The organism is Vibrio sp. Y10_XG_PY6 (assembly GCF_024181795.1).
GTDB classification, from domain to species: domain Bacteria; phylum Pseudomonadota; class Gammaproteobacteria; order Enterobacterales; family Vibrionaceae; genus Vibrio; species Vibrio diabolicus.
On sequence record NZ_JAMZAQ010000002.1, the window covers coordinates 959,677 to 982,139 of the forward strand.

Annotated in this window: 20 protein-coding genes; 15 read left to right on the forward strand and 5 right to left on the reverse strand. The window is 45.4% G+C overall.

Annotated features, from left to right (window positions below; all coding sequences use genetic code 11):
- Positions 1-27 precede the first annotated feature (27 nt).
- From NL644_RS12950 to NL644_RS12980, 7 genes are all read left to right on the forward strand, one after another.
- Positions 28-312, forward strand: coding sequence for an LcrG family type III secretion system chaperone (locus NL644_RS12950; RefSeq protein ID WP_005395092.1), 285 nt, complete (start codon positions 28-30; stop codon positions 310-312).
- A 10-nt stretch (positions 313-322) separates the two neighbouring features.
- Positions 323-2,146, forward strand: a complete 1,824-nt coding sequence (locus NL644_RS12955; protein WP_301338970.1) for a virulence-associated V antigen — start codon at positions 323-325, stop codon at positions 2,144-2,146.
- Between the two features lie 12 nt (positions 2,147-2,158).
- Positions 2,159-2,644: a SycD/LcrH family type III secretion system chaperone VcrH gene (vcrH, locus tag NL644_RS12960; RefSeq protein WP_054867032.1), complete on the forward strand. Its 486-nt coding sequence runs from the start codon at positions 2,159-2,161 to the stop codon at positions 2,642-2,644.
- A gap of 7 nt (positions 2,645-2,651) precedes the next feature.
- Positions 2,652-3,794 carry a type III secretion system translocon subunit VopB gene (gene vopB / locus NL644_RS12965; protein WP_054867033.1) on the forward strand — a complete coding sequence of 381 codons (1,143 nt, stop codon included), beginning with the start codon at positions 2,652-2,654 and terminating at the stop codon, positions 3,792-3,794.
- Positions 3,795-3,804: 10 nt separating this feature from the next.
- Entirely contained in the window at positions 3,805-4,809 is a 1,005-nt protein-coding gene (gene vopD, locus NL644_RS12970) for a type III secretion system translocon subunit VopD (protein WP_054867034.1), read from the forward strand.
- 401 nt (positions 4,810-5,210) lie between these two features.
- The gene (locus NL644_RS12975) at positions 5,211-5,576 is read left to right on the forward strand and encodes a hypothetical protein (protein WP_253658458.1); all 366 of its coding nucleotides are present in this window, start codon (positions 5,211-5,213) and stop codon (positions 5,574-5,576) included.
- Between the two features lie 285 nt (positions 5,577-5,861).
- Positions 5,862-6,833, forward strand: a complete 972-nt coding sequence (locus NL644_RS12980; protein ID WP_006741544.1) for a TAXI family TRAP transporter solute-binding subunit — start codon at positions 5,862-5,864, stop codon at positions 6,831-6,833.
- Between the two features lie 305 nt (positions 6,834-7,138).
- On the opposite strand, the gene NL644_RS12985 is transcribed toward NL644_RS12980, so the two are convergent.
- From NL644_RS12985 to NL644_RS13005, 5 genes are all read right to left on the reverse strand, one after another.
- The gene (locus NL644_RS12985; protein ID WP_005395076.1) at positions 7,139-7,909 is read right to left on the reverse strand and encodes a sulfite exporter TauE/SafE family protein; all 771 of its coding nucleotides are present in this window, start codon (positions 7,907-7,909) and stop codon (positions 7,139-7,141) included.
- Positions 7,910-7,990: 81 nt separating this feature from the next.
- Positions 7,991-8,506, reverse strand: coding sequence for an adenylate kinase (locus tag NL644_RS12990; RefSeq protein ID WP_253658459.1), 516 nt, complete (start codon positions 8,504-8,506; stop codon positions 7,991-7,993).
- A 277-nt stretch (positions 8,507-8,783) separates the two neighbouring features.
- A complete protein-coding gene (locus NL644_RS12995; RefSeq protein ID WP_005395074.1) occupies positions 8,784-10,310 on the reverse strand; it encodes a tripartite tricarboxylate transporter permease in 1,527 nt (508 codons plus the stop codon).
- Between the two features lie 19 nt (positions 10,311-10,329).
- On the reverse strand, positions 10,330-10,824 hold the full coding sequence (locus tag NL644_RS13000; protein ID WP_048626438.1) for a tripartite tricarboxylate transporter TctB family protein: 495 nt from the start codon (positions 10,822-10,824) through the stop codon (positions 10,330-10,332).
- 239 nt (positions 10,825-11,063) lie between these two features.
- Complete coding sequence (locus NL644_RS13005; protein ID WP_005395072.1) at positions 11,064-12,035, reverse strand: tripartite tricarboxylate transporter substrate binding protein; 972 nt, start codon at positions 12,033-12,035, stop codon at positions 11,064-11,066.
- A 259-nt stretch (positions 12,036-12,294) separates the two neighbouring features.
- Between NL644_RS13005 and NL644_RS13010 the strand changes: the two genes are divergently transcribed.
- The 8 genes from NL644_RS13010 (at position 12,295) to NL644_RS13045 (ending at position 22,411) form a co-directional block, all read left to right on the forward strand.
- The gene (locus NL644_RS13010) at positions 12,295-12,693 is read left to right on the forward strand and encodes a GFA family protein (RefSeq protein WP_046874937.1); all 399 of its coding nucleotides are present in this window, start codon (positions 12,295-12,297) and stop codon (positions 12,691-12,693) included.
- Between the two features lie 265 nt (positions 12,694-12,958).
- Positions 12,959-13,672 (forward strand): GntR family transcriptional regulator, encoded by a 714-nt coding sequence (locus NL644_RS13015; RefSeq protein ID WP_005395069.1) that lies wholly within the window; start codon positions 12,959-12,961, stop codon positions 13,670-13,672.
- A gap of 12 nt (positions 13,673-13,684) precedes the next feature.
- Positions 13,685-14,581: a methylisocitrate lyase gene (prpB, locus tag NL644_RS13020; protein ID WP_005395068.1), complete on the forward strand. Its 897-nt coding sequence runs from the start codon at positions 13,685-13,687 to the stop codon at positions 14,579-14,581.
- Between the two features lie 131 nt (positions 14,582-14,712).
- Complete coding sequence (gene prpC, locus NL644_RS13025; protein WP_012841784.1) at positions 14,713-15,855, forward strand: 2-methylcitrate synthase; 1,143 nt, start codon at positions 14,713-14,715, stop codon at positions 15,853-15,855.
- A gap of 156 nt (positions 15,856-16,011) precedes the next feature.
- On the forward strand, positions 16,012-18,603 hold the full coding sequence (gene acnD, locus NL644_RS13030) for a Fe/S-dependent 2-methylisocitrate dehydratase AcnD (protein WP_253658460.1): 2,592 nt from the start codon (positions 16,012-16,014) through the stop codon (positions 18,601-18,603).
- A gap of 9 nt (positions 18,604-18,612) precedes the next feature.
- Positions 18,613-19,809, forward strand: coding sequence for a 2-methylaconitate cis-trans isomerase PrpF (prpF, locus tag NL644_RS13035; RefSeq protein WP_253658461.1), 1,197 nt, complete (start codon positions 18,613-18,615; stop codon positions 19,807-19,809).
- A 57-nt stretch (positions 19,810-19,866) separates the two neighbouring features.
- Positions 19,867-21,744: a propionyl-CoA synthetase gene (locus NL644_RS13040; protein ID WP_047009794.1), complete on the forward strand. Its 1,878-nt coding sequence runs from the start codon at positions 19,867-19,869 to the stop codon at positions 21,742-21,744.
- A gap of 190 nt (positions 21,745-21,934) precedes the next feature.
- On the forward strand, positions 21,935-22,411 hold the full coding sequence (locus tag NL644_RS13045; protein WP_065646441.1) for an N-acetyltransferase: 477 nt from the start codon (positions 21,935-21,937) through the stop codon (positions 22,409-22,411).
- The last annotated feature ends 52 nt before the right edge of the window (positions 22,412-22,463 follow it).

The window sequence follows — 22,463 nt, forward strand, 5'->3', positions numbered from 1 at the left end:
ATGACCCGCTTTAAGATAGGAATCAAGATGAAGCAACCGTTTACCGATGCGATTGAGAACGCTGAGCTTGCCATTAGAAAAGCTGAAGACAGAACCGATATTTTTAACGAGCTATTGGAAGGCCTAGGTGTTGGTCCTGTTGCGGGTGATGTTTTACTTGGCGGCATAAAAGCGCCAGTAGATACCATGAAACGTGCAGAGCAAGAGCTAATAGACGAAGTCCAGCGCCGCCGGCAACAACAAAATCAGCTACAGGGTACGTCAGGTAAACGCAGAAAGCGTCCTACAGTGATGCGCGGCATGATGATTTAGAGGTTTGGAAATGACGAATATGAAAACGACTGGCTCTACGACAGGAGCAACAGACACAGCTGCGAGTAGTGCACCATTACCCACTTTCCAACAAAACTTGATAGAGGCATTTACACCTGTACTGGGTGAAGCAGAGACTCAGCAACTTGCCTCTCTAATTTCTTCATTGCCAACTATCTCGGGACAAACGGAATCACAAAGCATCGCGCTTTATGTTGATACACTTGAAAACCTAAAAGCGAAAAATAACGCATTTGCTGATATATCATTGACCGACACCGCATCTGTTTGGATAAAGTCGCTACAAAGTGTTAACTCAGATGGCGAATTAACCGCAGCCGAGTTCAATGCTCAAACAAACCAAACACTATCAAATCAGTTTCAAGCTTGGTTTAGTAAGTTACTGACGGAAAGCGTAGATAGCTCGTTATCTACGGAGTTTGTTAGTCAATTTAATTTGGGGACTCAGAGTAACCAAGCGGAGCAGATCGCTAACCTCTCCGAGACAGAACTGGTTAATGCCACCAAAGAAATTTCTCTTTTTGTTGCAGAGCTTGCTAATCAAATGGGCTCCCGTGAAGTGAGAGATGCTTCTATTTCTTTTCTTCGCAATGCCTTTAGTGGTTTAGGTTCCGTTAATCTCGCGCAACTGAAGAGCTCGGACTTTCTGTTGACTAAAGAGAGTTTCGCTCTTCAAGTCTCAGCTCAATTAAAAAGTAGTTTTCAAGGCATCGGTATTACTTTAAGCACCGATGACGCAAGTGCGCTAGCTAACAGAATTACCTGGACTCCTGGTATTTCTAAACAGCAGCTTAAAGAAGCGTTAGATGAAATGGCCGCTCAAGTGAAAGGCCAATATAGCGCAGCTTATGGAGATGCGGCTGGAACAAACAACCTAAAAGCAGCACTTAATACTGTCATTGGCGGAACCGAACCTTTGACTCTTTCTGGCTTGTTCGCCAACTTCGCCGTGAGTTTAACAAAGATAGAAATCGACAACTTTTACCAAGACAGCGCGATAGACGATGTCCAAAAGACACAAATAACGGCAGCTCAAGTTAATTTGATCAAAGAAAACACCGAACGAGACATCCGATTACAGTTTGAAAAAATAGTAAAAGGTGAATCTACCGGGGCTTCGTTTACCGAGCGGTATGAGGCATTGCGCAAGAACTTAGGGGCATTGAAAGAGCGTCTACTCAATATCACCGATAAAGAGAAAGCGGATCGCGAGGTGAGAGCAGAGCACTCTCTAACGGCTCGTGATTTGTTGGCCGTTGTTGAGTCTAGCATTGGAGACCGTTTTGATGAGCGCGTGCTGTTTGCCTTAAACGAGCGTCGCGTAAATCGCTTAGAAAAACGTAACGAGCAAAAGGAAGCACTGCAAGATTTAACCGTGCAACTAAAAATCTTTGGTGTTGTTCAGTCGAAAATTCACTCTACGCAAAGTGTTGATGGAGTTTATAAACCGGGAGATCCAGAAAGTAACTTCAAAGCGAGTGACTTTAACTACAGCAATCAAACGGATTTCGAAGCTTCACCTGAGTACAAGTATTTGACGGATAATAAGATAACAAACCATCGAGACTTCCTTCAAAAACAAGGTATTACTATCGGTGATGGTGCGTCGTACCAAGACGAAGAGAAGTCGAAAAAACTGTCTAATTTTTCTAGTTCTGTCAGTGCTAAATCCAAGTTGCTTAACGATGAAGTGCAAATCAAAACCACTGAGCTGAACGACACCAGTTCTCAATACAACTCTACCGTTGAAGCGATGAACAAGTTTGTTCAGAAGTACCACAGTATTTTACAAGAAATCCTACGAGCCATTTAAGGATATCCAACCATGACTAAAACAAACGCGACCGATCCATCCCAAATGCAAGCAGAAGAGCTGCTGTCTTTTCTGGAAGAGGGAGGCACGCTAAAAATGTTGCACGATGTGTCTCAGGACACCATCGAACACATTTATGCCGTAGGTTACAACTTTTTCCAATCGGGAAAGATTGAGCAAGCAGCGAAAGTATTTCAATTACTCAGCATGCTTGATCATTATCAGGCGCGATTTTTCATTGGCCTTGGCGCGGCTCGTCAGGAGTTGGGTGAGTATCTGCAGGCAATAGACGCCTACAGCTACGCAGCGCTAGTGGACGTAAATGATCCACGCCCACCTTTTCACTCTGCTGAATGTCACCTGAAACTGGAACAACTGACAGAAGCAGAGAGTGGGTTTTACAGCGCGAAGGAGATGTCTGCCGGAAAATCACAATATACAGATTTGCATGAGCGTGCAGGCATCATGTTAGAAGCGGTGAGAAATAAAAAGGAGTAATTAGACTATGAGTTCTATTGCACTTGACCGCATCCAGACACAGGTTTATAGCCCTGAATCTGGCCAAACCACGTTAGATAACGTGCAGAAAACGGCGTCTACAGCGACGCCTTCTGTGACGGTAGAAAACGTGAAGAGTAAAGATGCAGATGTACTGAACACTGGAAAAGTGAAAGTTCAGTTAGATGCACCTAACGCAGCTGTTAGCGACAAAGTGAATGATTTGACGCTAAAAGCCATGGCACAGCTGCAAAAGATCGTCGATACCATTGCAAAATCTCTCCATGCAGTTGCAGATCAAACAGGTTCGATTGCAGTCAAAATCATCGCAGGTTCTGCTGATGATTTTGAAGTAGAGCTTGCTGCTATCACGGATAAACTGAAAAGTGCTCAAAACGAGCTGAAAATTCAGGAAGTGAAGGTCGCAAAAGCTAAGCACGAAAAAGAGATGGTGGAAAACCAAGACAAAATCAAAGAGTCGGAAGCCGCTGCAAAAGAAGCCCAAAAATCAGGCTTAGCAGCGAAGATCTTTGGTTGGATCAGTGCGGTGGTTTCTATTGTTGTTGGTGCTGTGATGGTGGCAACGGGTGTTGGTGCCGCAGCCGGTGCGCTTATGATCGCTGGTGGCGTCATGGGAGCTGTGAGCATGGCGCTGCAAGAGCCAGCCGTTCAAGATGCGCTAAAAGAAGCGGGCGTAAATGTCGATGTGCTAAACAAAGTGGTGATGGGGTTAGAAATTGCTGTCGCCCTTATCGGCGCAGCCGTGACTTTCGGTGGCGCGGTGGCTGGCAGTATTGCGAAAGTAGCGAACATGGCTTCTAAAGTAGCGGACATGGGCTCAAAAGCTGCGACAACAACAGCGAAAGCGATTCGTTATGGCGCAGAAACCGTCGATATTGCCGTCAACGTGGGTAAAGGCGCAACAGACAGTGTCCATGCTGCTAACAATGCTCACGTAACTGAGATTCAGGCAGATATCACGGACCTTCGCGCCAAAATGACCTTAAGCCAGGCCGTCATCGACAAGCTTAAAGAAGAAATTGGCAAGTTGATGGAAGATTTCCAAGAGCTGATGAGCGTCATCATGCAAATGATCCAAGCGAAAAGTGAAACCATGCAAACGGTGTTAAGCCGTCCTGCAACGGTATAAGGAGTTTATTATGCTAGATAAAGTAGGCGGAACGGGACGCGGCGAACTGTATGGTTTAGGCGACACTATCAAAACAAACAAAGCAGAAAAAGCACCAGAAACAAAGCTTGAAGCGGGCGCTATTAAAAGCCAAAGTGAATCAGGTGTTTATGGTGGAGCGCGCCACCAATTAGATGCACCTAAAGCACCAGCGGTGAGCAACCAAGCTCAAGTTGTTGCAAACTTAATGAACGCTCTTGCACCGACGGTCAGTTCGCTAATGAGTACAACAATGAAAGCGCTTAACGGTGAAGAGGTGATCAAGTCACCATCAGATGCGGTATCACAATCGTTGACGCTACTAACATTGTTGTATCAAGTATCAAAGCTGAGCCGTGAGCAGCAAGTGCTACAGCGTGAAATTGCTGTAGAAGCAAACGTCGCGAGTTTAGAAAGCCAAGCGGCTGAACTAAACAACTCAGCAAGCGCGATGATCGCTATGGCAGTAGTTTCGGGCGTATTAGCGGGTGCAACAGCCATTATTGGTGCGCTTGGTTCTTTCAAAGCGGGGAAAGAAATCAAGAATGAAATGGCAAGCAATAATGTACTGAAGACGCAAAAAGCAGGCTTTGAACAAGCAGAAGAGTTGATGAATAACAATGGATTATCTAAAACTCAGCAAGATCAGGTTAAGCGTGCGCACTCACTAGCAAAAGACAATATCGCGGACACGACAGCACAGCTGACAAGTGGTGGTCGTAAGTTCGATAAGTTGATGAGCTCAAACCAAGCGAAGAACGCTATTCTTCAAGCTTTGGGCCAGATGGCAAACTCTGCATCGAATGTAGAGCAAACCAAAGCGCAAGCGCGCAGCAAAGATGATGAAGTACAAGCGACTCGCGCACAAGCAGCCAAACAGAAAGCTGATGAAAACATTGGTTTCCAAGAAGGCTTATTGAAAGAGCTACGTGACTTGTTCCGTTCTATCTCAGATAGTCAGAACCAAGCGTGGCGAGCGTCAGTCCCAACGGTGTAACCGTCCATCTTACTAACTACAAAGCGTTGTTTATACAACGCTTTTTTTGTTTCAGTTATCTAAGCTAATAACTAGATATGGATACTTACTGAGGAATTGGTTTGTAACACATATAACGTAGTTAGACATTTACTCTATCCCGCTTCCTTAGTAATCATCAATGATTTGATCACCATGCTAAAAGAGATTTATCTTGCATAGAAGTTGTTGTTTTTGTTGAACTCAGCTCAAAGTTATCACTCCATAGTGGCTTTGTTGCATAAGATTGAGTTAGAGTGTCATTATTACTCACAAAAAGTGTTTTTTTGTAGTGGGAGTACTTAAAAGGAAAATATGGCGGTTCGACTGGTGAGTATTTGGGAACAGAATTATATAAAACTCAACTTAATAAGTAGTCGAAGATGGAAGATATCAGTTTAGCATCAGATTTAGTTATTTATCTGACTACGGTTGGAATTTTAGGTATATTCACTTGGGTTTTGTTTGTTATTTATTTGAAATCTAACTGGTTGAAGTATCTTGAAGACGCTCTTGATAATGGCGTCCGATACTACACTCTGAATATATTCTTATCAGGTCAAGGTGTCCTACAATATGGCACTGTCTTTCTGAGCAAGTTTCATGCGAAACGGTATAAAATGCTAGAGAAGAGAGATAAAGTTCCAAATCATATTAAACGATTATTTGTTCTCTCTTTCGTCTTGTTTATTTCAAGTGCCTCATGTCTTTTGTCTGGAGTTATAATTCATCATATTTATATAGAATAAAGGTTGTTTAACAATATTATTGTAATTGACCTGATTGTTTCTATTTAATAGATAATTTCGAATAGATATGTATGTCTAAACATTTAATAAATTAAAAAATTTAAAAAGATTTAATTTTCTATGCGATGTGGGGTTCGCTTATATAGAGTCTTGTACGATGGCAGAATATGCAGATAAAAATGGTGATTGCTAAGCTAATCTGCAAGGATGAGAACTCAAACGTTATCAAATTGTTAACGGTTGCTATACTTAAACGGTCATCAACACAGGTAAAAAGGATGTTCAATGTTTAAGTTTAAGCAAATCGCACTTGCTGCTTCTTTAGCGGCACTCACAACAGGCTTTTCTGCATCTGCGGAAGAAACGTTTGTCACGATTGGTACTGGTGGTGTAACAGGGGTTTATTATCCGACTGGTGGCGCTATTTGTCGCTTGGTTAACAAATCGCGAGAAGATCACGGTATCCGTTGTTCGGTAGAAAGTACTGGGGGGTCGATTTATAACATCAACACTATTCGTGCTGGTGAATTGGATCTCGGTATCGCTCAATCAGACTGGCAGTATCATGCTTACAAAGGAACCAGTAAGTTTAAAGAAAGCGGGCCTTTTAAAGAACTACGCGCCGTATTCTCCGTTCATCCAGAACCGTTCACTGTCGTTGCACGTAAAGACGCGAACATCAAAACTTTTGATGATTTGAAAGGTAAGCGCGTCAACATTGGTAACCCTGGCTCTGGTCAACGAGGCACCATGGAAGTGTTAATGAGCCAGTATGGTTGGAGTAACGATGACTTTAAGCTTGTCTCTGAGTTAAAAGCAGCAGAGCAATCAAAAGCACTTTGTGATAACAAAATTGATGCGATGATTTATACCGTTGGTCACCCAAGTGGAGCGATTAAAGAAGCTACTACGTCGTGTGATAGTAATATCGTAACGGTAGCTGGACCTAATGTAGAAAAATTGGTTGCAGACAATAGCTTCTACCGTGTCGCAAATGTACCGGGTGGTATGTATCGTGGCACAGATAGTGATGTTCAAACCTTTGGTGTGGGTGCGACGTTTGTTTCCTCTACTGCGGTACCAGAAGATGTGGTTTATAACGTGGTCAAAGCGGTATTTGAAAACTTCGATGATTTCCGCCGTCTCCACCCAGCGTTTGCGAACTTGAAGAAAGAGGAAATGGTAAAAGACGGTTTATCTGCGCCTCTTCACCCAGGTGCGCTTAAATACTACAAAGAAGTAGGGCTGATTAAGTAACCGTTACTTTCTCTTATTATTGATGTAGAACCCTATCTTTCGCGACTAATGCCACTCGTTTAACAGCGAGTGGCATATTTCTATCTCTCGTCATCCTGTACAGCGACGGAGGAGCGTTATACAGGATCTTCTATCCGAGCACTTTATGGTCAAAATTGTTTCATTAGCCGCTCAGCGTACTGCTATTAGATTCCTAGTCTCGCCAAGGCTCGCTGGAATGACACAAAAACCTCGTTAAGCGATCAGCATTAATCTTTCGCGATGGCGTTTTTTGTTGGGGTGTTATCTACTTGTGCAAGCTTTGTTTAAGCATAAACATCAATGAAAAAGTAGATAGTGATCAGAATAGAAGAAAGAGCAACAAACCCTTTAACATGATTGGGATTAAGTTGACGAGATACACGAGCTGCAAGATAACCACCCACCAACGTACCGACCAAAACAACGCTACCTGTGCGCCAGTCAATGGAACCATTCGCAACAAAAATCACGATAGCAATGAGTGAAACACACGTAGATACCAGCAATTTCAAACCGTTCATTAAATTAATATCTTGGTGACCCGCTACTACCAGATAACTCAGAACAATAACCCCTAAACCTGCGTTGAAAAAACCACCGTAAGCAGAGACACCAACAAGTAATAGACCCAAAGCGATTGCTCCGAGTATTCCTGCGTGTTTGTGCTCTTTCGCGACAGTTTTGATAAGCATTGTTAAACGAGAACCAGTCAGGAAAAGCACGGTGGCAAACAAGAGTAGCCAAGGAATGGCTTCCAAAAATAGCGACTCTGGTGTGTTGAGCAGCAGATATGCTCCGACAGCGCCACCTACTAAACTGAATGAGACTGTGAACAACAGTTCTTGTTTGTTCTTCATGATCTCTTCTCTGAAGCCAACGGCTCCGCTAATGTACCCCGCACATGAAGCATAAGTATTTGTTGCATTGGCCATAATTGGAGGCACACCAACCGCCAATAGGGCCGGAAAAGTAATAAAGCTTCCGCCTCCCGCAATGGAGTTAATGATCCCACCAACTACGCCGGCAACGAATAAAAGCGCTAGTTCTAAAAGCATAAACAATCCTTGTTATGTTCTTTTTCATTGTTAGAGCTTTAGATGACCCATCCCACATGCTCTAGTGTTCTGATATGAAGTTTACTTTACCCGCTCTAAAACAAAATTGTTCAGTTCTGTGACGTTTTTGATGACATGAACGGTTTTACTTTGAGAGTACCCTTCGAGACGAGACATGAAGTCATCATTCCAGAATGCAGGGCATTGCTGAAGAACTTTGTAGCTTTGTAATGTCCCTTTAAATACCGAACTGCCATCAGGCCACCCTTCGGGTTTAATAAATAGTCCTTTAAGGAGACGTTTCGTCACAAACCAATAGCTTACGGAGTATGGTAGATCAATATAAACGAGAGTATCGGCTGCATCTAAACGAGCATTAAAGGAGCTGATAGGCCCCAGACCATCTATGATCCAACGATCTGAGTGAAGTATATTGCTATGTGCTTCATCAAAAACGTCACGCTCAACGGGCTCACCGTTTGGTTTATAGACTATGGAATCTAATTGATGAAGAGGGAGATCGGTAGCAGACGCGATTGCTTTACTTATCGTCGATTTTCCGCTGCCGGGCTTACCAAAAACCGCTACTTTTTGCATGTGACCGCCTCCAAGAGAGTATTTCCCATACGGTAGAGACAGAAAACCCACCGTTATGGGTGGGTTCGATAAATATTGAGCGCATCAAATATCCCACCATTCCTATGGAATGATGATAATTCGTTGGTTAAGTTGCGCTAAGTGTGTATTCATGCAACTACTCTTATATATAGGCGATGACTTGTCAATATTATTTTGCTTAATAAGTGAACGATTTGATAGGAGAAAGAAAAGCCATCGCGATGGATGGCTTTATCTAGGTTGTAAGAGACAGTTATTACTGCTCAACGCTCACTGGCTGTGCTTTAAACTTTTGAATCAGCTTTACGATTAGTGGACTTGCCAGTACCAATACGGCTAAAACAGTAAAGGTAAGGGTAATAGGGCGCTCCCATAGGAAACTCAATTCGCCGTCTGAAATCATTAATGCGCGGCGTAAGTTCTCTTCCATTAATCCCCCAAGGATGAAACCAAGCAATAAAGGCGCAAGTGGGAAGTTAGCGAGTCGAAGTGCAATGGCAGCCATAGCGACAATCAGCATCACGAACACATCCATGGTATTGAATGAGACCAAATAAACTCCGGTGATTGAGAAGAATAAAATCATCGGCAGAAGTACCGTTCTTGGAACCGCCAAAAGCTTTGAAATGTACGGAATCAACGGTAAGTTCAGGATCACGAGTACGATGTTGCCGAAGTACATGGAAATGATCACCGACCAGAACACGTCTGGGTGCTCAACAAACAGGCGAGGACCAGGTTGAATACCATAAGCGATCAGCGCACCGAGCATTATTGCTGTTGTACCAGAACCCGGAATGCCAAGCGTTAGCAGCGGTACAAATGAACCACTAGAGGCTGCATTGTTCGCTGATTCTGGCGCGACCAAACCACGGATACTGCCTTTACCGAACTCTTCCTTTTTCTCTTTAGGTGCGAGGTTGCGCTCCATGCCATAGCTTAAAAAAGCAGCAATGGTTGCCCCTGCGCCAGGAAGAACGCCAGTGAAGAAACCTAATATTGAAGAGCGAATTGAAACAGGCGCAACATCTTTGATTTCGTCCTTGGTCACTTTCATTGAGCCAATGTTGCTCAGCTTTTCCTGTTCTTCATCGCTGGTGTCTTTTGATGGTTTAAGAATGCCCATCAGCGTCTCACCCAGTGCGAATGTCGCCATTGCAAGCAACAAGAAGCTAAAGCCATCCATTAAATCCGTTAAACCGAAGGTAAAGCGTTCAACGCCTACGCCTTTATCGATACCAACTGTAGATAGCATCAAACCAAGAATGGTCATCATCCACGCTTTGATGACCTGACCTTTCCCCGCAAAAGCCGCGACTGCTGATAACCCAAGTAGCATCAACGCAAAATAGTCTGACGATTGGAAGCTAAGTGAAACGCTAGCCAATGCTGGTGCGGCAACAAGCAACATAATGGCAGATAGCGTACCGCCAGTGAAAGAAGAATAAGCTGCCAAAGCTAATGCTTTACCTGCTTGGCCTTTTTGAGCCATCGGGTAGCCGTCGAATGCTGTCACCACGGTTGAAGAACAACCCGGCGCGTTAATTAAAATCGACGACGTAGAACCACCAAATACCGCACCGTAATAAACACCCGCCATCAAAATAAGGCCAGAAGATGGCTCTAGGCCATAAGTAATTGGGATCATCAAAGCAATGGCTGAGATCGGCCCAAGCCCAGGTAACATGCCGATAAATGTACCGACGAAACAACCAACGATCACCATCATGATGTTCATTGGCATTACTGCAGTGGATAAACCTTGTAGAATTCCATCTAACATAATTCAGTCCTTTCCTTGACTACCAGATGGTGAAAATCAAACCCGGTTCGAGATAGATGTCCAAACCTTGAGTGAGTAATAAATAGAACGCGATCACGAATGGAAACGACGCGCCGAACAGAACGGGTTTACGTCTTTCCCCCAGCAGATAAAAGCCAGCCAATAAAAAGAAGCCAGTAGCTATAACAAAGCCTAGGTAAGTCAGGCCCACACCGTAAAGCGCCATCAAAACCAAGAAAGCGATCAGTAACTTCCAATTAAAGGTCAGCACCGCGCCACTTTGTTTATCTGGTTGTCCTGTTACCAGTAATAACAAAGAAAGGCCTGCACCAACGTAAGTCAGGATGGTTGGCAAAGTACGTGCGGTGAACGGTTCGTATTCATCACCAGGGAACAATGGAATTTGCGAGGTTTGATAACCGTAGCAAAGACAGAAGAGTAGAAAGATCATTGCGCCGACACGGTCACGACAGAGCAAATATTCTTTGGTGAAAAAGTTGGTTGAACGAGACATATTCAACTCCTAACAAAAATAAAAAAGACCGCATATGGACGTTAATGAATAAACTAACCCATTAACAATTAAGCATTTCGCTGCTAGTCGAGCTGCTTTGGGTATATAAACAAAGGAGTGTGCATGCCGATTGTCGACAATATCCATATACGGTGAAACTTAGAGTGCAAATACAGTTGGGGAAATACCAACCCCACGTTATTGGGTGAGGTTGGAATCTAAGGAACCCAGTTCGACTGTTACTTTAGGAAGCCTAACTCGCGCATTAAGTCACCCATTTGCTGCTCTTGCTCTTCAAGGAACGCGAAGAACGCTTTGTCCGCCTTGTAGTTGTCTATCCAACCATTGCGGTCACGGACGACTTGCCATTCGTCAGTGTTGTACATTTTGGTAAATGCTGCATTCCATTCATCCAGCTTTTCTTGGCTAGTACCTGGTGCAGCAAAGAATCCACGCCAGTTAGCGAAGACCGTTTCGTTACCATATTCTGTTAGCGTAGGGATGTTTGGTGCGGCTTCTAGGCGTTTTGGTGCAGTTACCGCTAGCACTTTGACTTGACCAGATTTTGACATCTCCAGTACTTCACCTAGGCCCGTAGAGAGCAGTTGAGTTTCGCCTGAAAGAAGGGCTGCCATGGCTTTACCGCCCGCATCGTAAGCGATGTAACGCACTTTACGCGCATCAAATCCTTCGCCTTTAAATGCGGCGGCAACGACGAGGTGGTCCATAGAACCACGAGCAGAGCCACCCGCGATTTTCACTTTGCGAGGGTTAGATTCAAATGCTTTTACTACGTCTTCCCAAGAATTGTATGGCGAATCAACAGAGGCTACGATGGCACCGTAATCCGCAATGGTGGCTGCAACGGGAGTGAGATCTCTAAAGGATTGAGGGAAAATACCTGTTAGAGAGCGAACGACGATCGGCGTTGAATTCACCATCAGTGTATCTTCTTGACGATCTGCCGTTTCAATCAAGTGCGCAATGGCTTTACCGCCGCCGCCACCAGAAAGGTTTTGAAAAGATACCGTCTCAACGATGTCTGATTTGAGTAGCACATCACCTGTACCTCGTGCGGTCATGTCCCAGCCGCCACCGGCACCTCCAGGGATCAAGAAATGCATTTTTTCTACATCAGCAGCAAAAGCGTTAAATGAAAATGAAGCTGCGATGATCGATGCGGCGAGCGTTGGTTTGATTACCTTTAACATGTTCACGTTCCTTATGTTGGTGACTCTATTTTTAGATGAGTCTTATTTTTGTTTCAGCTTTTAACTCGAACTGGATGCTGATGTGTCAAAGGTTAATCAAGTGTTAATTTGATGTCTTTAAAACGTCGATAAAGAGAATATTGAGCATAACGGATATTTTGTTCATAAAGTTCACGCTGAAAAATTGGTTGCACATCACGCGTGCGTGCTAACAATTGCGTCATAATGGAATGACATCAAACGAATAAGGAAACAGAGAATGAAAGGGACATGTTTGTGCGGCGCTATTGAAGTGATCGCAGATGCTAAGAATGAAGTGAGTCTATGCCACTGCTCGATGTGTCGAAAATGGTCGAGTGGAGCACTCCATGCTGTGCATTGTGGTCCTAACGTAACGTTTAAGGGGGCCGAGCCAAAGCGTTATCAATCGTCTGACTGGGCGGTGAGAGGTTTTTGTGGCGAATGCGGCACAAACCTTTTCTATCATTTGTTACCGACAGGCGAGTACATTCTCTCCGCTGGTTTGTTCGACAATCCAGATTTCAAACTCTCATTAGAGATCTTTACCGATGAAAAGCCCGCGTATTATGACCTCAACCCCACCTCACAAAAGATGACATCGCAGCAAGTTTTTGAGCAATTTTCATCTAAAGAATAGCCTTTTGTATCCTTAATTGTTCGACAGCTTAATTGTTTTTCTTTTATATCATAATGTTAAGAGGCATTTAGTTGTCGACAATTTGCTTTTTCCTTCGCAATTACCCCTCAATTTAGCTCGTAATAGATGATTTTCATCGATTTAAATTACGACCTTAGTCTAAATTGTCGACAATTTACTTGATTGTCGACACTTTGATCGACTACTTTATATTCAGGTTAAGAAATTGTAGACATTTTGATGTCGGTAACGTGAGTATCTGAGTATGAACTCTGAGTTGAAAACTCGTTATAAAGTACTGGGTTCTGAGAAAGAACACACCAAGTCAGAAACACTGACAGAAACACTGATTGAAGTCATTGTGAATGGCGATGTTAAGCCTGGTCATAAAATCTCGGAGCCTGAACTGGCGAAGAAATATCAAGTCAGCCGCGGCCCTTTGCGTGAAGCATTAATGCGTTTAGAGGGGCTAGGGCTCATTGAACGTATTCCTCATGTCGGGGCTAGAGTGACCACTTTTTCTCCAGAAAAGCTGATAGAACTCTATGCGGTTCGCGAAGCGCTAGAAGGTATGGCGGCAAGGTTAGCAGCGCGACATATTACGCAAGAAGAGCTCTTGAGCTTGGAAATGCTATTGTCGACACATTCTAAGCACATTGATCAAGTGGAAGGAGCCTCTTACTTCCATCAGCATGGAGATTTTGATTTTCACTATCGCATCATCCAAGCAAGCCGAAACAGCAAGCTGATTTCTCTGCTGTGCGACGAGCTTTACCACTTGTTACGCATGTACCGCTATCAGTCACCGCGCGCGCAATCTCGTCCAAATGAAGCGTTGACTGAACACAAATTCATTCTGGAAGCCATCCGTAATCGCGATGAAGAGCTTGCAGAAATGCTGATGAGAAGACACATCTCAGGAAGTCGAAAGCTCATCCAATCGCAAATTATACATACAGAAAGTTTAGACAAAGACTAGAAGGAATTCGTCATGAGCTTAACACCGGGAGCGAAGTTCAGACTCGCCATTGAACAAAACAATCCGCTGCAAATTGTCGGCACCATTAACCCTTACTGCGCCATGATGGCGAAAAACTTGGGGCATCAAGCGATTTATTTGTCTGGCGGCGGTATTGCAAACGCGTCATACGGATTGCCGGATCTCGGTATTACAACATTGAACGACGTACTGGTCGATGTTGACCGCATCACTAACGCGTGTGATTTACCGCTATTGGTCGACATCGACACCGGTTTTGGAGGCGCATTTAATATTGCTCGCACGATCAAAGCAATGGAAAAGGCGGGTGCTGCTGCGGTTCATATGGAAGATCAAGTCGCACAGAAACGTTGTGGGCATCGTCCGAACAAAGCAATAGTCAGCCAGCAAGAGATGGTTGATCGCGTAAAAGCCGCGGTTGACGCACGCAATGATGAAAGCTTTGTGATTATGGCTCGTACTGACGCGCTAGCTGTTGAAGGTATGGACAGTGCAATTGAGCGTGCGATTGCCTGTGTGGAAGCAGGCGCAGATATGATCTTCCCAGAAGCAATGACCAAGCTGGATCAGTACCTTCAGTTCTCAAACGCACTTGAGCAAGCAACTGGAAAGCACGTTCCTATTCTGGCCAACATTACCGAGTTCGGCGCAACGCCACTGTACGGCTGCGATGAGCTTGCAAAAGCGAAAGTCGATATGGTGCTTTACCCATTAAGTGCGTTCCGTGCCATGAACAAAGCCGCTGAAACGGTTTACAAGCATTTGCTAGAAGTGGGCAATCAGGAAGCTTTGGTTGATTCAATGCAAACACGCAAAGAGTTGTATCAGCACCTGAACTACCACGATTACGAAGACAAACTTGACCAGCTATTCTCTGAAGGAAAATAGCGGGAAAAGAAAAGATAGACGGAAGCCCAAGAAAAGATAATCGGAATTTATCTAATTCAATAACGTGAAATTCGTCTGGCTAAAAAAACGCTCCAAAGAGGGCAAAGCCAGACAGAAAAGGAGTTCAAACAATGTCTCAAACTGCAGAAAAGAAAGCAGAGTTAGGTGGTGCAGGCCTACGCGGTCAAAGCGCTGGAAGCACAGCTTTATGTACTGTCGGAAAAACGGGGACCGGTCTGACTTATCGCGGTTACGATATTACTGACCTTGCCAATAATGCTCAATTTGAAGAAGTTGCACATCTTCTGTTACGCGGTCACTTACCAACTCAGAAAGAACTGGATGCGTACAAGACACATCTCTTAAACCTTCGCGGCTTACCAACTGAGCTTAAGCAAGCGTTAGAGCTTATTCCTGCTACTGCTCATCCAATGGATGTGATGCGCACTGGTTGTTCTGTGTTAGGAAACCTAGAGCAAGAAATGAGCTTCGATGAGCAATTGCATTCGACGGAACGTATGCTAGCGCTTTTCCCAGCTATCATCTGCTACTGGTATCGTTTTAGTCACGATGGCGTTCGTATCGATACAGAAGATCAAACCGAAGACTGCATCGGCGGTTACTTCTTGCGATTGCTTACAGATAAAGAGCCATCAGCGCTACACAAGCAAGTGATGCACTGTTCCTTAATCCTTTACGCTGAGCATGAATTCAACGCATCAACTTTTGCAGCGCGTGTTTGTGCATCAACGTTGTCAGACATTCATTCTTGTATCACGGCAGCAATCGGTACGCTTCGCGGGCCACTTCATGGCGGCGCAAACGAAGCAGCGATGGAAATGATTGAAGATTGGCAAACGCCAGACGAGGCGGAAGCGAACATCATGAAAATGCTGGCCAACAAAGACAAGATCATGGGCTTTGGCCATGCCATCTATCGCGAAAGTGATCCTCGCAACGCGTTGATTAAGCGCTGGTCGAAAGAGCTGTCACAGCAAGTCGGTGATACACATCTATATGCTGTTTCTGAGCGTGTGGAATCAGTGATGAAGCGAGAGAAAGGTCTGTTCTGTAATGCGGACTTCTTCCATGCATCGGCTTACCACTTCATGGACATTCCAACCAAGCTGTTCACACCAATTTTTGTGATGAGTCGTTTAACGGGCTGGGCGGCACACGTTTATGAGCAACGTGCCAATAACCGCATCATTCGCCCAAGTGCTGATTACACGGGCCCAGACCATCAAGAATGGGTACCTATCGAGAATCGCTAGCGCGAAGGTCAATTAGGGCACATACGCTTTGATTGACCACCTCCTTCCTTTGTACCTCTCTCTGACAGAGGAAGGAGCTCCTCTCATCACGATGTTTCTGGAGCAATGGAAAAACGTTGATGAAGGCAAGATGTACAGACTGAATGGAAGCAAACCATGAACACAAATATTAATACCCAATATCGTAAGCCGCTTCCGGGAACTCAACTGGATTACTTTGATGCACGCGAAGCCGTCAATGCCATTTCTCCTGGAGCCTATGAAAAACTCCCTTATACCTCCCGCGTGCTAGCTGAGCAACTGGTCCGTCGCTGTGATCCGAACACATTGACGGATAGCCTGAAACAGTTAATTGAACGTAAACGTGATCTTGATTTTCCTTGGTATCCAGCACGCGTTGTTTGTCATGACATTCTTGGTCAGACCGCTCTAGTCGATTTAGCGGGTCTGCGCGATGCTATTTCGGATCAGGGTGGCGATCCTGCAAAAGTGAACCCTGTTGTTGAGACTCAACTGATCGTTGACCACTCTTTAGCGGTTGAGCATGCGGGCTTTGATCCTGATGCTTTCGATAAAAACCGCGCGATTGAAGAACGCCGTAATGAAGACCGATTTCACTTTATCGAGTGGTGTAAAACAGCGTTTGAAAACGTCAGTGTGATTCCTGCGGGTAACGGCATCATGCACCAAATCAACTTGGAGAAAATGTCTCCTGTGGTGCAAGCGAAGCAGGGTATTGCCTACCCAGATACCTGTGTGGGTACGGACAGTCACACGCCTCACGTAGACGCCCTCGGTGTTATCGCGATTGGTGTCGGTGGTCTGGAAGCTGAAACCGTAATGCTTGGCCGACCATCAATGATGCGTCTACCTGATATTGTCGGTGTCAAACTGACGGGTAAACGTCAACCTGGCATTACCGCAACGGATATTGTTCTGGCGATTACTGAGTTCCTACGTAACGAGCGTGTGGTCTCTTCATATCTTGAATTCTTTGGTGAAGGTGCACGCGATCTAACGATCGGAGACCGCGCAACTATTTCAAATATGACACCAGAATACGGCGCGACAGCTGGCATGTTTTATATTGATGAGCAGACCATCAATTACTTGAAACTAACTGGTCGAGATGAAGAGCAAGTTGCTCTAGTAGAAAAATACGCAAAACAAACCGGTCTTTGGGCTGACGATCTAGATACTGCCGTTTATGAGCGCGTACTTGAGTTCGATTTATCATCAGTAAGTCGTAACATGGCCGGCCCGTCAAACCCTCACCGCCGTTTACCAACATCTGAGTTGGCGCAGCGTGGCATTTCTGGTGCGTGGGAAGAGAAAGAAGGCGAGTTACCAGATGGTGCAGTTATCATCGCTGCGATAACATCTTGTACTAACACCAGTAACCCTAGAAACGTGGTTGCCTCAGGCCTTGTCGCGAAGAAAGCCAATGAGCTCGGCCTTGTACGTAAACCTTGGGTGAAGTCGTCTTTTGCTCCGGGTTCTAAGGTAGCGCGTCTTTACCTGGAAGAAGCGGGCTTATTACCAGAGTTAGAAAAGCTTGGCTTTGGTATCGTCGGTTACGCATGTACCACTTGTAACGGCATGAGTGGCGCGTTGGATCCAAAAATCCAGCAAGAGATCATTGATCGCGATTTATATGCGACAGCCGTTCTGTCTGGTAACCGCAACTTCGATGGCCGAATCCATCCTTACGCAAAACAAGCTTTCCTTGCATCACCACCATTGGTTGTCGCTTATGCGCTAGCGGGTACGATTCGTTTCGATATCGAACGCGATGCTTTGGGTACTGACCAAAACGGTAAACCAATTTACTTAAATGATTTGTGGCCTAGCGACGAAGAGATCGATGCTGTGGTCGGCAAACACGTTAAGCCAGAGCAGTTTAACCAAGTTTACATCCAGATGTTTAAGCTCGATGACGCAGAGAAAAGCTCTAGTCCGCTTTACGACTGGCGTCCGATGAGTACCTACATTCGCCGTCCACCTTACTGGGAAGGTGCGCTGGCGGGTGAAAGAACACTGTCTGGCATGCGTCCATTAGCGATTCTGGGCGACAACATCACGACTGACCACCTGTCACCATCCAACGCGATCATGGCGAGCAGTGCTGCGGGTGAATACCTTGCCAAAATGGGCGTTCCGGAAGAGGACTTTAACTCTTATGCGACTCACCGTGGCGATCACTTAACGGCGCAACGTGCGACCTTTGCTAACCCGAAACTATTTAACGAAATGGTGAAAGAGAACGGTGAAGTCGTTCAGGGTTCTCTGGCGCGAATTGAACCAGAAGGCCAGGTTGTACGCATGTGGGAAGCGATTGAAACCTACATGAATCGTAAACAACCATTGATTGTTGTCGCCGGCGCGGATTACGGTCAGGGTTCATCTCGTGACTGGGCAGCAAAAGGTGTTCGTTTGGCAGGCGTAGAAGCCATTGTTGCTGAAGGCTTTGAGCGTATTCACCGTACTAACTTGGTTGGCATGGGCGTACTGCCGCTGCAATTCAAACCAGGTGTAAACCGTAATACGTTAGAACTGGATGGTACGGAACTTTACGACGTAGCTGGCGAGATTAAACCGGGTGCGGATCTGGCCTTGGTTATCACGCGTAGCAACGGCGATAAAGTTGACGTTCCTGTTACCTGCCGCCTAGACACCGCTGACGAAGTTCACGTGTACAACGCAGGTGGTGTTTTGCAGCGTTTCGCGCAAGATTTCTTGGCGCAATAAGGAGTGCGTATGTCAAATAATACTCCGAATCAAACAAGCCAAATAAAAGTGCCCGCGACGTACATGCGTGGCGGCACGAGTAAAGGTGTCTTTTTCAACCTAGAGGATTTGCCTCAAGAAGCGCAAGTGGCTGGAGCCGCACGTGACAAACTGTTGTTACGTGTTATCGGCAGCCCGGATCCTTACGCGAAGCAAATCGACGGTATGGGTGGTGCAACCTCCAGCACTAGTAAAACAGTGATTGTTTCGCGCAGTAGCCAAGACGGTCATGACGTTGACTATTTGTTTGGACAAGTGTCGATCGACAAACCATTCGTCGATTGGAGTGGTAACTGCGGCAACTTGTCTGCGGCAGTTGGTCCCTTCGCCATTCATGCTGGGCTGATTCCACAAGATCGCATTCCAGAAAATGGTATTGTGACGGTGCGTGTTTGGCAGGTGAACATCAGCAAAACCATCTTGATTCACGTTCCAATTGTTAATGGTTTCGTCCAAGAAACCGGCGAGTTTGAGCTTGATGGCGTGACGTTTCCGGCCGCTGAGATTCAAGTCGATTTCGTTGACCCTTCTGATGGCGAAGGCAGCATGTTTCCAACAGGCAACTTAGTCGATGATTTGGTGGTGCCTGATGTGGGTACGTTTAACGCTACCTTTATCAACGCAGGTATTCCAACCATTTTCATTGATGCTGAGTCTATTGGCTATCAGGGCACGGAACTGCAAGATGACATCAACAATGATGATGCGGCATTAGCGATGTTTGAATCGATTCGTGCATATGGCGCGTTAAAAATGGGCCTGATTTCTGATTTAGAAGAAGCTCAAACACGCCAACATACGCCGAAAATAGCATTTGTTGCTAAACCGAAAAGTTACCTGTCTTCAAGTGGCAAAGCGGTCAATGATACAGACATAGACGTGTTGGTTCGTGCGTTGTCGATGGGCAAACTTCACCATGCAATGATGGGAACAGCAGCCGTTGCTATCGCTTCAGCGGCGTGTGTGCCGGGTACGTTGGTTAACTTGGCTGCTGGTGGCGGTGAAAAAGAGTCAGTGACTTTTGGCCACCCCTCAGGAACGTTAAAAGTTGGAGCACAAGCGAAGCAAGTTGAACAGGGCTGGGTGGTGCAAAAAGCCATCATGAGCCGAAGTGCGAGAATACTAATGGAGGGATTTGTGCGTGCACCCTCTGATGTCTTTGAGTGAAAAGAATGGTCTTTGAATAGAACGAGAGCAATGTCAGGACATACTGGAGGAAGCAATATGTCTTCATACGAAAAAGAATATTTATGGGCGAAAAACGAACCGGAGAGTTTTTGGCGCGCTCAAGCGGAGAATATCGATTGGTTCGAATCTCCTAAAACTATCTTGAAATCTGATGGAAACGGCATAGAACGTTGGTTTCCAGATGGTGTAATGAATACGTGCTGGTTAGCATTGGATTACCATTGCGAGCAAGGACGCGGTGATAACACGGCACTCATTTATGACTCGCCAGTAACCGGCAATAAAACCACGTATACCTATAGTAACCTGCGTGACCAAGTGGCAAAAATTGCCGGCATGCTGTCTGCCCAAGGAGTTGAAAAAGGCGACCGAGTCGTTATTTACATGCCGATGATTCCAGAAGCCGCAATGGCGATGCTAGCCTGTGCGCGTTTGGGGGCAATTCACTCCGTTGTATTCGGTGGTTTTGCACCTAATGAACTTGCTGTACGAATTGAAGATGCAGAGCCGAAAGTCATCATGACGGCGTCGTGTGGGATTGAGATCAACAAAGTTATTCCATATAAGCCAATGGTAGACAAGGCCATTATGGACAGCCGATGGAAGCCTGAAAAAGTATTTATATTCCAGCGTCCTGAGTGCGAAGCCGATCTAAACCAAGAAAGAGATCTGGATTGGCAGCAAGAGTACAACCAAGCGTTGCCACACGGGTGTGTTCCGGTGTTAGCAACCGATCCACTCTACATTCTTTATACGTCGGGTACGACAGGTAAGCCAAAAGGCGTTGTGCGTGATAACGGTGGCCATGCCGTCGCGATGAAGTACTCCATGAGCGCAATCTACAACATTCCTCAAGATGGCGTATTTTGGGCGGCATCTGATGTTGGCTGGGTAGTAGGGCACTCTTACATTGTTTACGCGCCACTGATTCACGGTTGCACAACAATCTTATTCGAAGGCAAGCCCGTCCGAACACCGGATCCTGGTGCATTCTGGCGAGTGTGTGACGAATACAAAGTAGATGCGTTGTTCTCTGCCCCGACAGCGTTCCGTGCGATCAAGAAAGAAGACCCAGAAGGTGAGTTTTTAAAACAGTATGATCTCTCTAAATTGAAAACCATCTTTATGGCCGGAGAACGCCTTGATCCTCCAACACTGGAATGGGTTCAGAGCAAAGCAGACAAACCCGTTATTGACCACTGGTGGCAAACGGAAACGGGTTGGGCTATCGCGGGCAACCCAACAGGTGTTGAAATGATGCCAGTTAAAGCGGGTTCTTCGACGAAGCCAATTCCGGGCTATCAGGTCGAGATTCTGAATGAACTTGGAGAGTCGGTCGGGCCTAACCAACAAGGCTTTGTCGCATTAAAACGTCCGCTGCCACCGAGTTGTCTGCCAACGGTTTGGCGTAACCATGACCGTTTTGAAACCGGTTATCTCAGTCAATTCCCTGGCTACTATGTGTCAGGTGATGGTGGCTATCTGGATGAAGACGGTTACCTGTTCATTATGGGACGTATTGATGACGTGATTAATGTCGCGGGGCATCGTTTATCGACAGGCGAAATGGAAGAAATTGTCGGTGGCCACCCAGCGATTGCGGAATGTGCAGTGGTGGGTATTCACGATGATCTGAAAGGGCAACTCCCACTTGGCTTTGTGGTACTTAAAGATGGTGTCAAAGTGGACGAGCTTGATCTTGAAGGTGAGCTTGTTGGCAAGGTACGTAGTGAGATCGGTGCGGTTGCCTGCTTTAAGCATGCATTGGTTGTGGATCGCTTACCGAAAACACGTTCGGGTAAAATTCTGCGCCGAACCATACGTCAAATAGCCGATGGTGAAAAATACACCGTTCCGTCAACGATTGATGACCCAAGTAGCTTGAACGAAATTGAACGAGTGTTAAGACGCTAATTAAAACTCAATTCTAACTAACCCCTGATCCTCGAACTCTGTAGGTTGGTTCTGCCTCTGTACGCTTATTAAGTGCAGGGGCTTTTTTGTTTGTAGATAGCGTAAACGTCTCGTGCAGGCAATTTTGTGACTTGCCAATACGGCATTTTCCTCACAAACTACAGCCATTCAATTTTTAGTGACCCTTTGTATGACCACGTTTGTAATTAAATCTGCGTGTTTTAGCGACCTTGAGTCGCTCAACGACCTTATGTTTGAGCTGCATGATGAGCATCATCTTCAATCTCCGGAGCTGTTCAAAACTGCAGAGGAGATAGAGCAAGAAAAAAGTATTGCTCGATACATTGATGATCCTGAATGTCTTGTTTATGTAGCAAAACAAGGAGATGAAATGATTGGTTTTATCTCGGGTCATTTCTGTGAACTTGTTTCTACCGTCAGTCAGCCGGTTATGATGGGAAGTGTGGATGAGCTCTATGTGTTACCTGAGTTTCGGAAACAAGGCACGGCTCAGGCATTGATTAACAAAATTGAGTTAACGTTCTCTGATTACGGTGCAAAACAGATGTTTGTTGAAGTATGGCACTTTAACCAAGGTGCAGTCTCTTTGTATGAAAAACAAGGGTTTGCACACCATATTCACTATCTAAGAAAGCCGTTGAGCTAATGATCATGCTTAATTTTAATATTGTGATACACATTCTAGCGAATTGAAATCA

Coding starts and splice junctions, on each gene's coding strand:
- NL644_RS13010 (WP_046874937.1), top strand. CDS start 12,295: ATGAAAGGGACATGTTTGTGCGGCGCTATTGAAGTGATCGCAGATGCT.
- vopD (WP_054867034.1), top strand. CDS start 3,805: ATGCTAGATAAAGTAGGCGGAACGGGACGCGGCGAACTGTATGGTTTA.
- NL644_RS13045 (WP_065646441.1), top strand. CDS start 21,935: ATGACCACGTTTGTAATTAAATCTGCGTGTTTTAGCGACCTTGAGTCG.
- vopB (WP_054867033.1), top strand. CDS start 2,652: ATGAGTTCTATTGCACTTGACCGCATCCAGACACAGGTTTATAGCCCT.
- NL644_RS12990 (WP_253658459.1), bottom strand. CDS start 8,506: ATGCAAAAAGTAGCGGTTTTTGGTAAGCCCGGCAGCGGAAAATCGACG.
- prpF (WP_253658461.1), top strand. CDS start 18,613: ATGTCAAATAATACTCCGAATCAAACAAGCCAAATAAAAGTGCCCGCG.
- NL644_RS13005 (WP_005395072.1), bottom strand. CDS start 12,035: ATGTTAAAGGTAATCAAACCAACGCTCGCCGCATCGATCATCGCAGCT.
- NL644_RS12950 (WP_005395092.1), top strand. CDS start 28: ATGAAGCAACCGTTTACCGATGCGATTGAGAACGCTGAGCTTGCCATT.
- NL644_RS12975 (WP_253658458.1), top strand. CDS start 5,211: ATGGAAGATATCAGTTTAGCATCAGATTTAGTTATTTATCTGACTACG.
- NL644_RS12985 (WP_005395076.1), bottom strand. CDS start 7,909: ATGCTTTTAGAACTAGCGCTTTTATTCGTTGCCGGCGTAGTTGGTGGG.
- prpB (WP_005395068.1), top strand. CDS start 13,685: ATGAGCTTAACACCGGGAGCGAAGTTCAGACTCGCCATTGAACAAAAC.
- prpC (WP_012841784.1), top strand. CDS start 14,713: ATGTCTCAAACTGCAGAAAAGAAAGCAGAGTTAGGTGGTGCAGGCCTA.
- acnD (WP_253658460.1), top strand. CDS start 16,012: ATGAACACAAATATTAATACCCAATATCGTAAGCCGCTTCCGGGAACT.
- NL644_RS12995 (WP_005395074.1), bottom strand. CDS start 10,310: ATGTTAGATGGAATTCTACAAGGTTTATCCACTGCAGTAATGCCAATG.
- NL644_RS12980 (WP_006741544.1), top strand. CDS start 5,862: ATGTTTAAGTTTAAGCAAATCGCACTTGCTGCTTCTTTAGCGGCACTC.
- vcrH (WP_054867032.1), top strand. CDS start 2,159: ATGACTAAAACAAACGCGACCGATCCATCCCAAATGCAAGCAGAAGAG.
- NL644_RS13000 (WP_048626438.1), bottom strand. CDS start 10,824: ATGTCTCGTTCAACCAACTTTTTCACCAAAGAATATTTGCTCTGTCGT.
- NL644_RS12955 (WP_301338970.1), top strand. CDS start 323: ATGACGAATATGAAAACGACTGGCTCTACGACAGGAGCAACAGACACA.
- NL644_RS13040 (WP_047009794.1), top strand. CDS start 19,867: ATGTCTTCATACGAAAAAGAATATTTATGGGCGAAAAACGAACCGGAG.
- NL644_RS13015 (WP_005395069.1), top strand. CDS start 12,959: ATGAACTCTGAGTTGAAAACTCGTTATAAAGTACTGGGTTCTGAGAAA.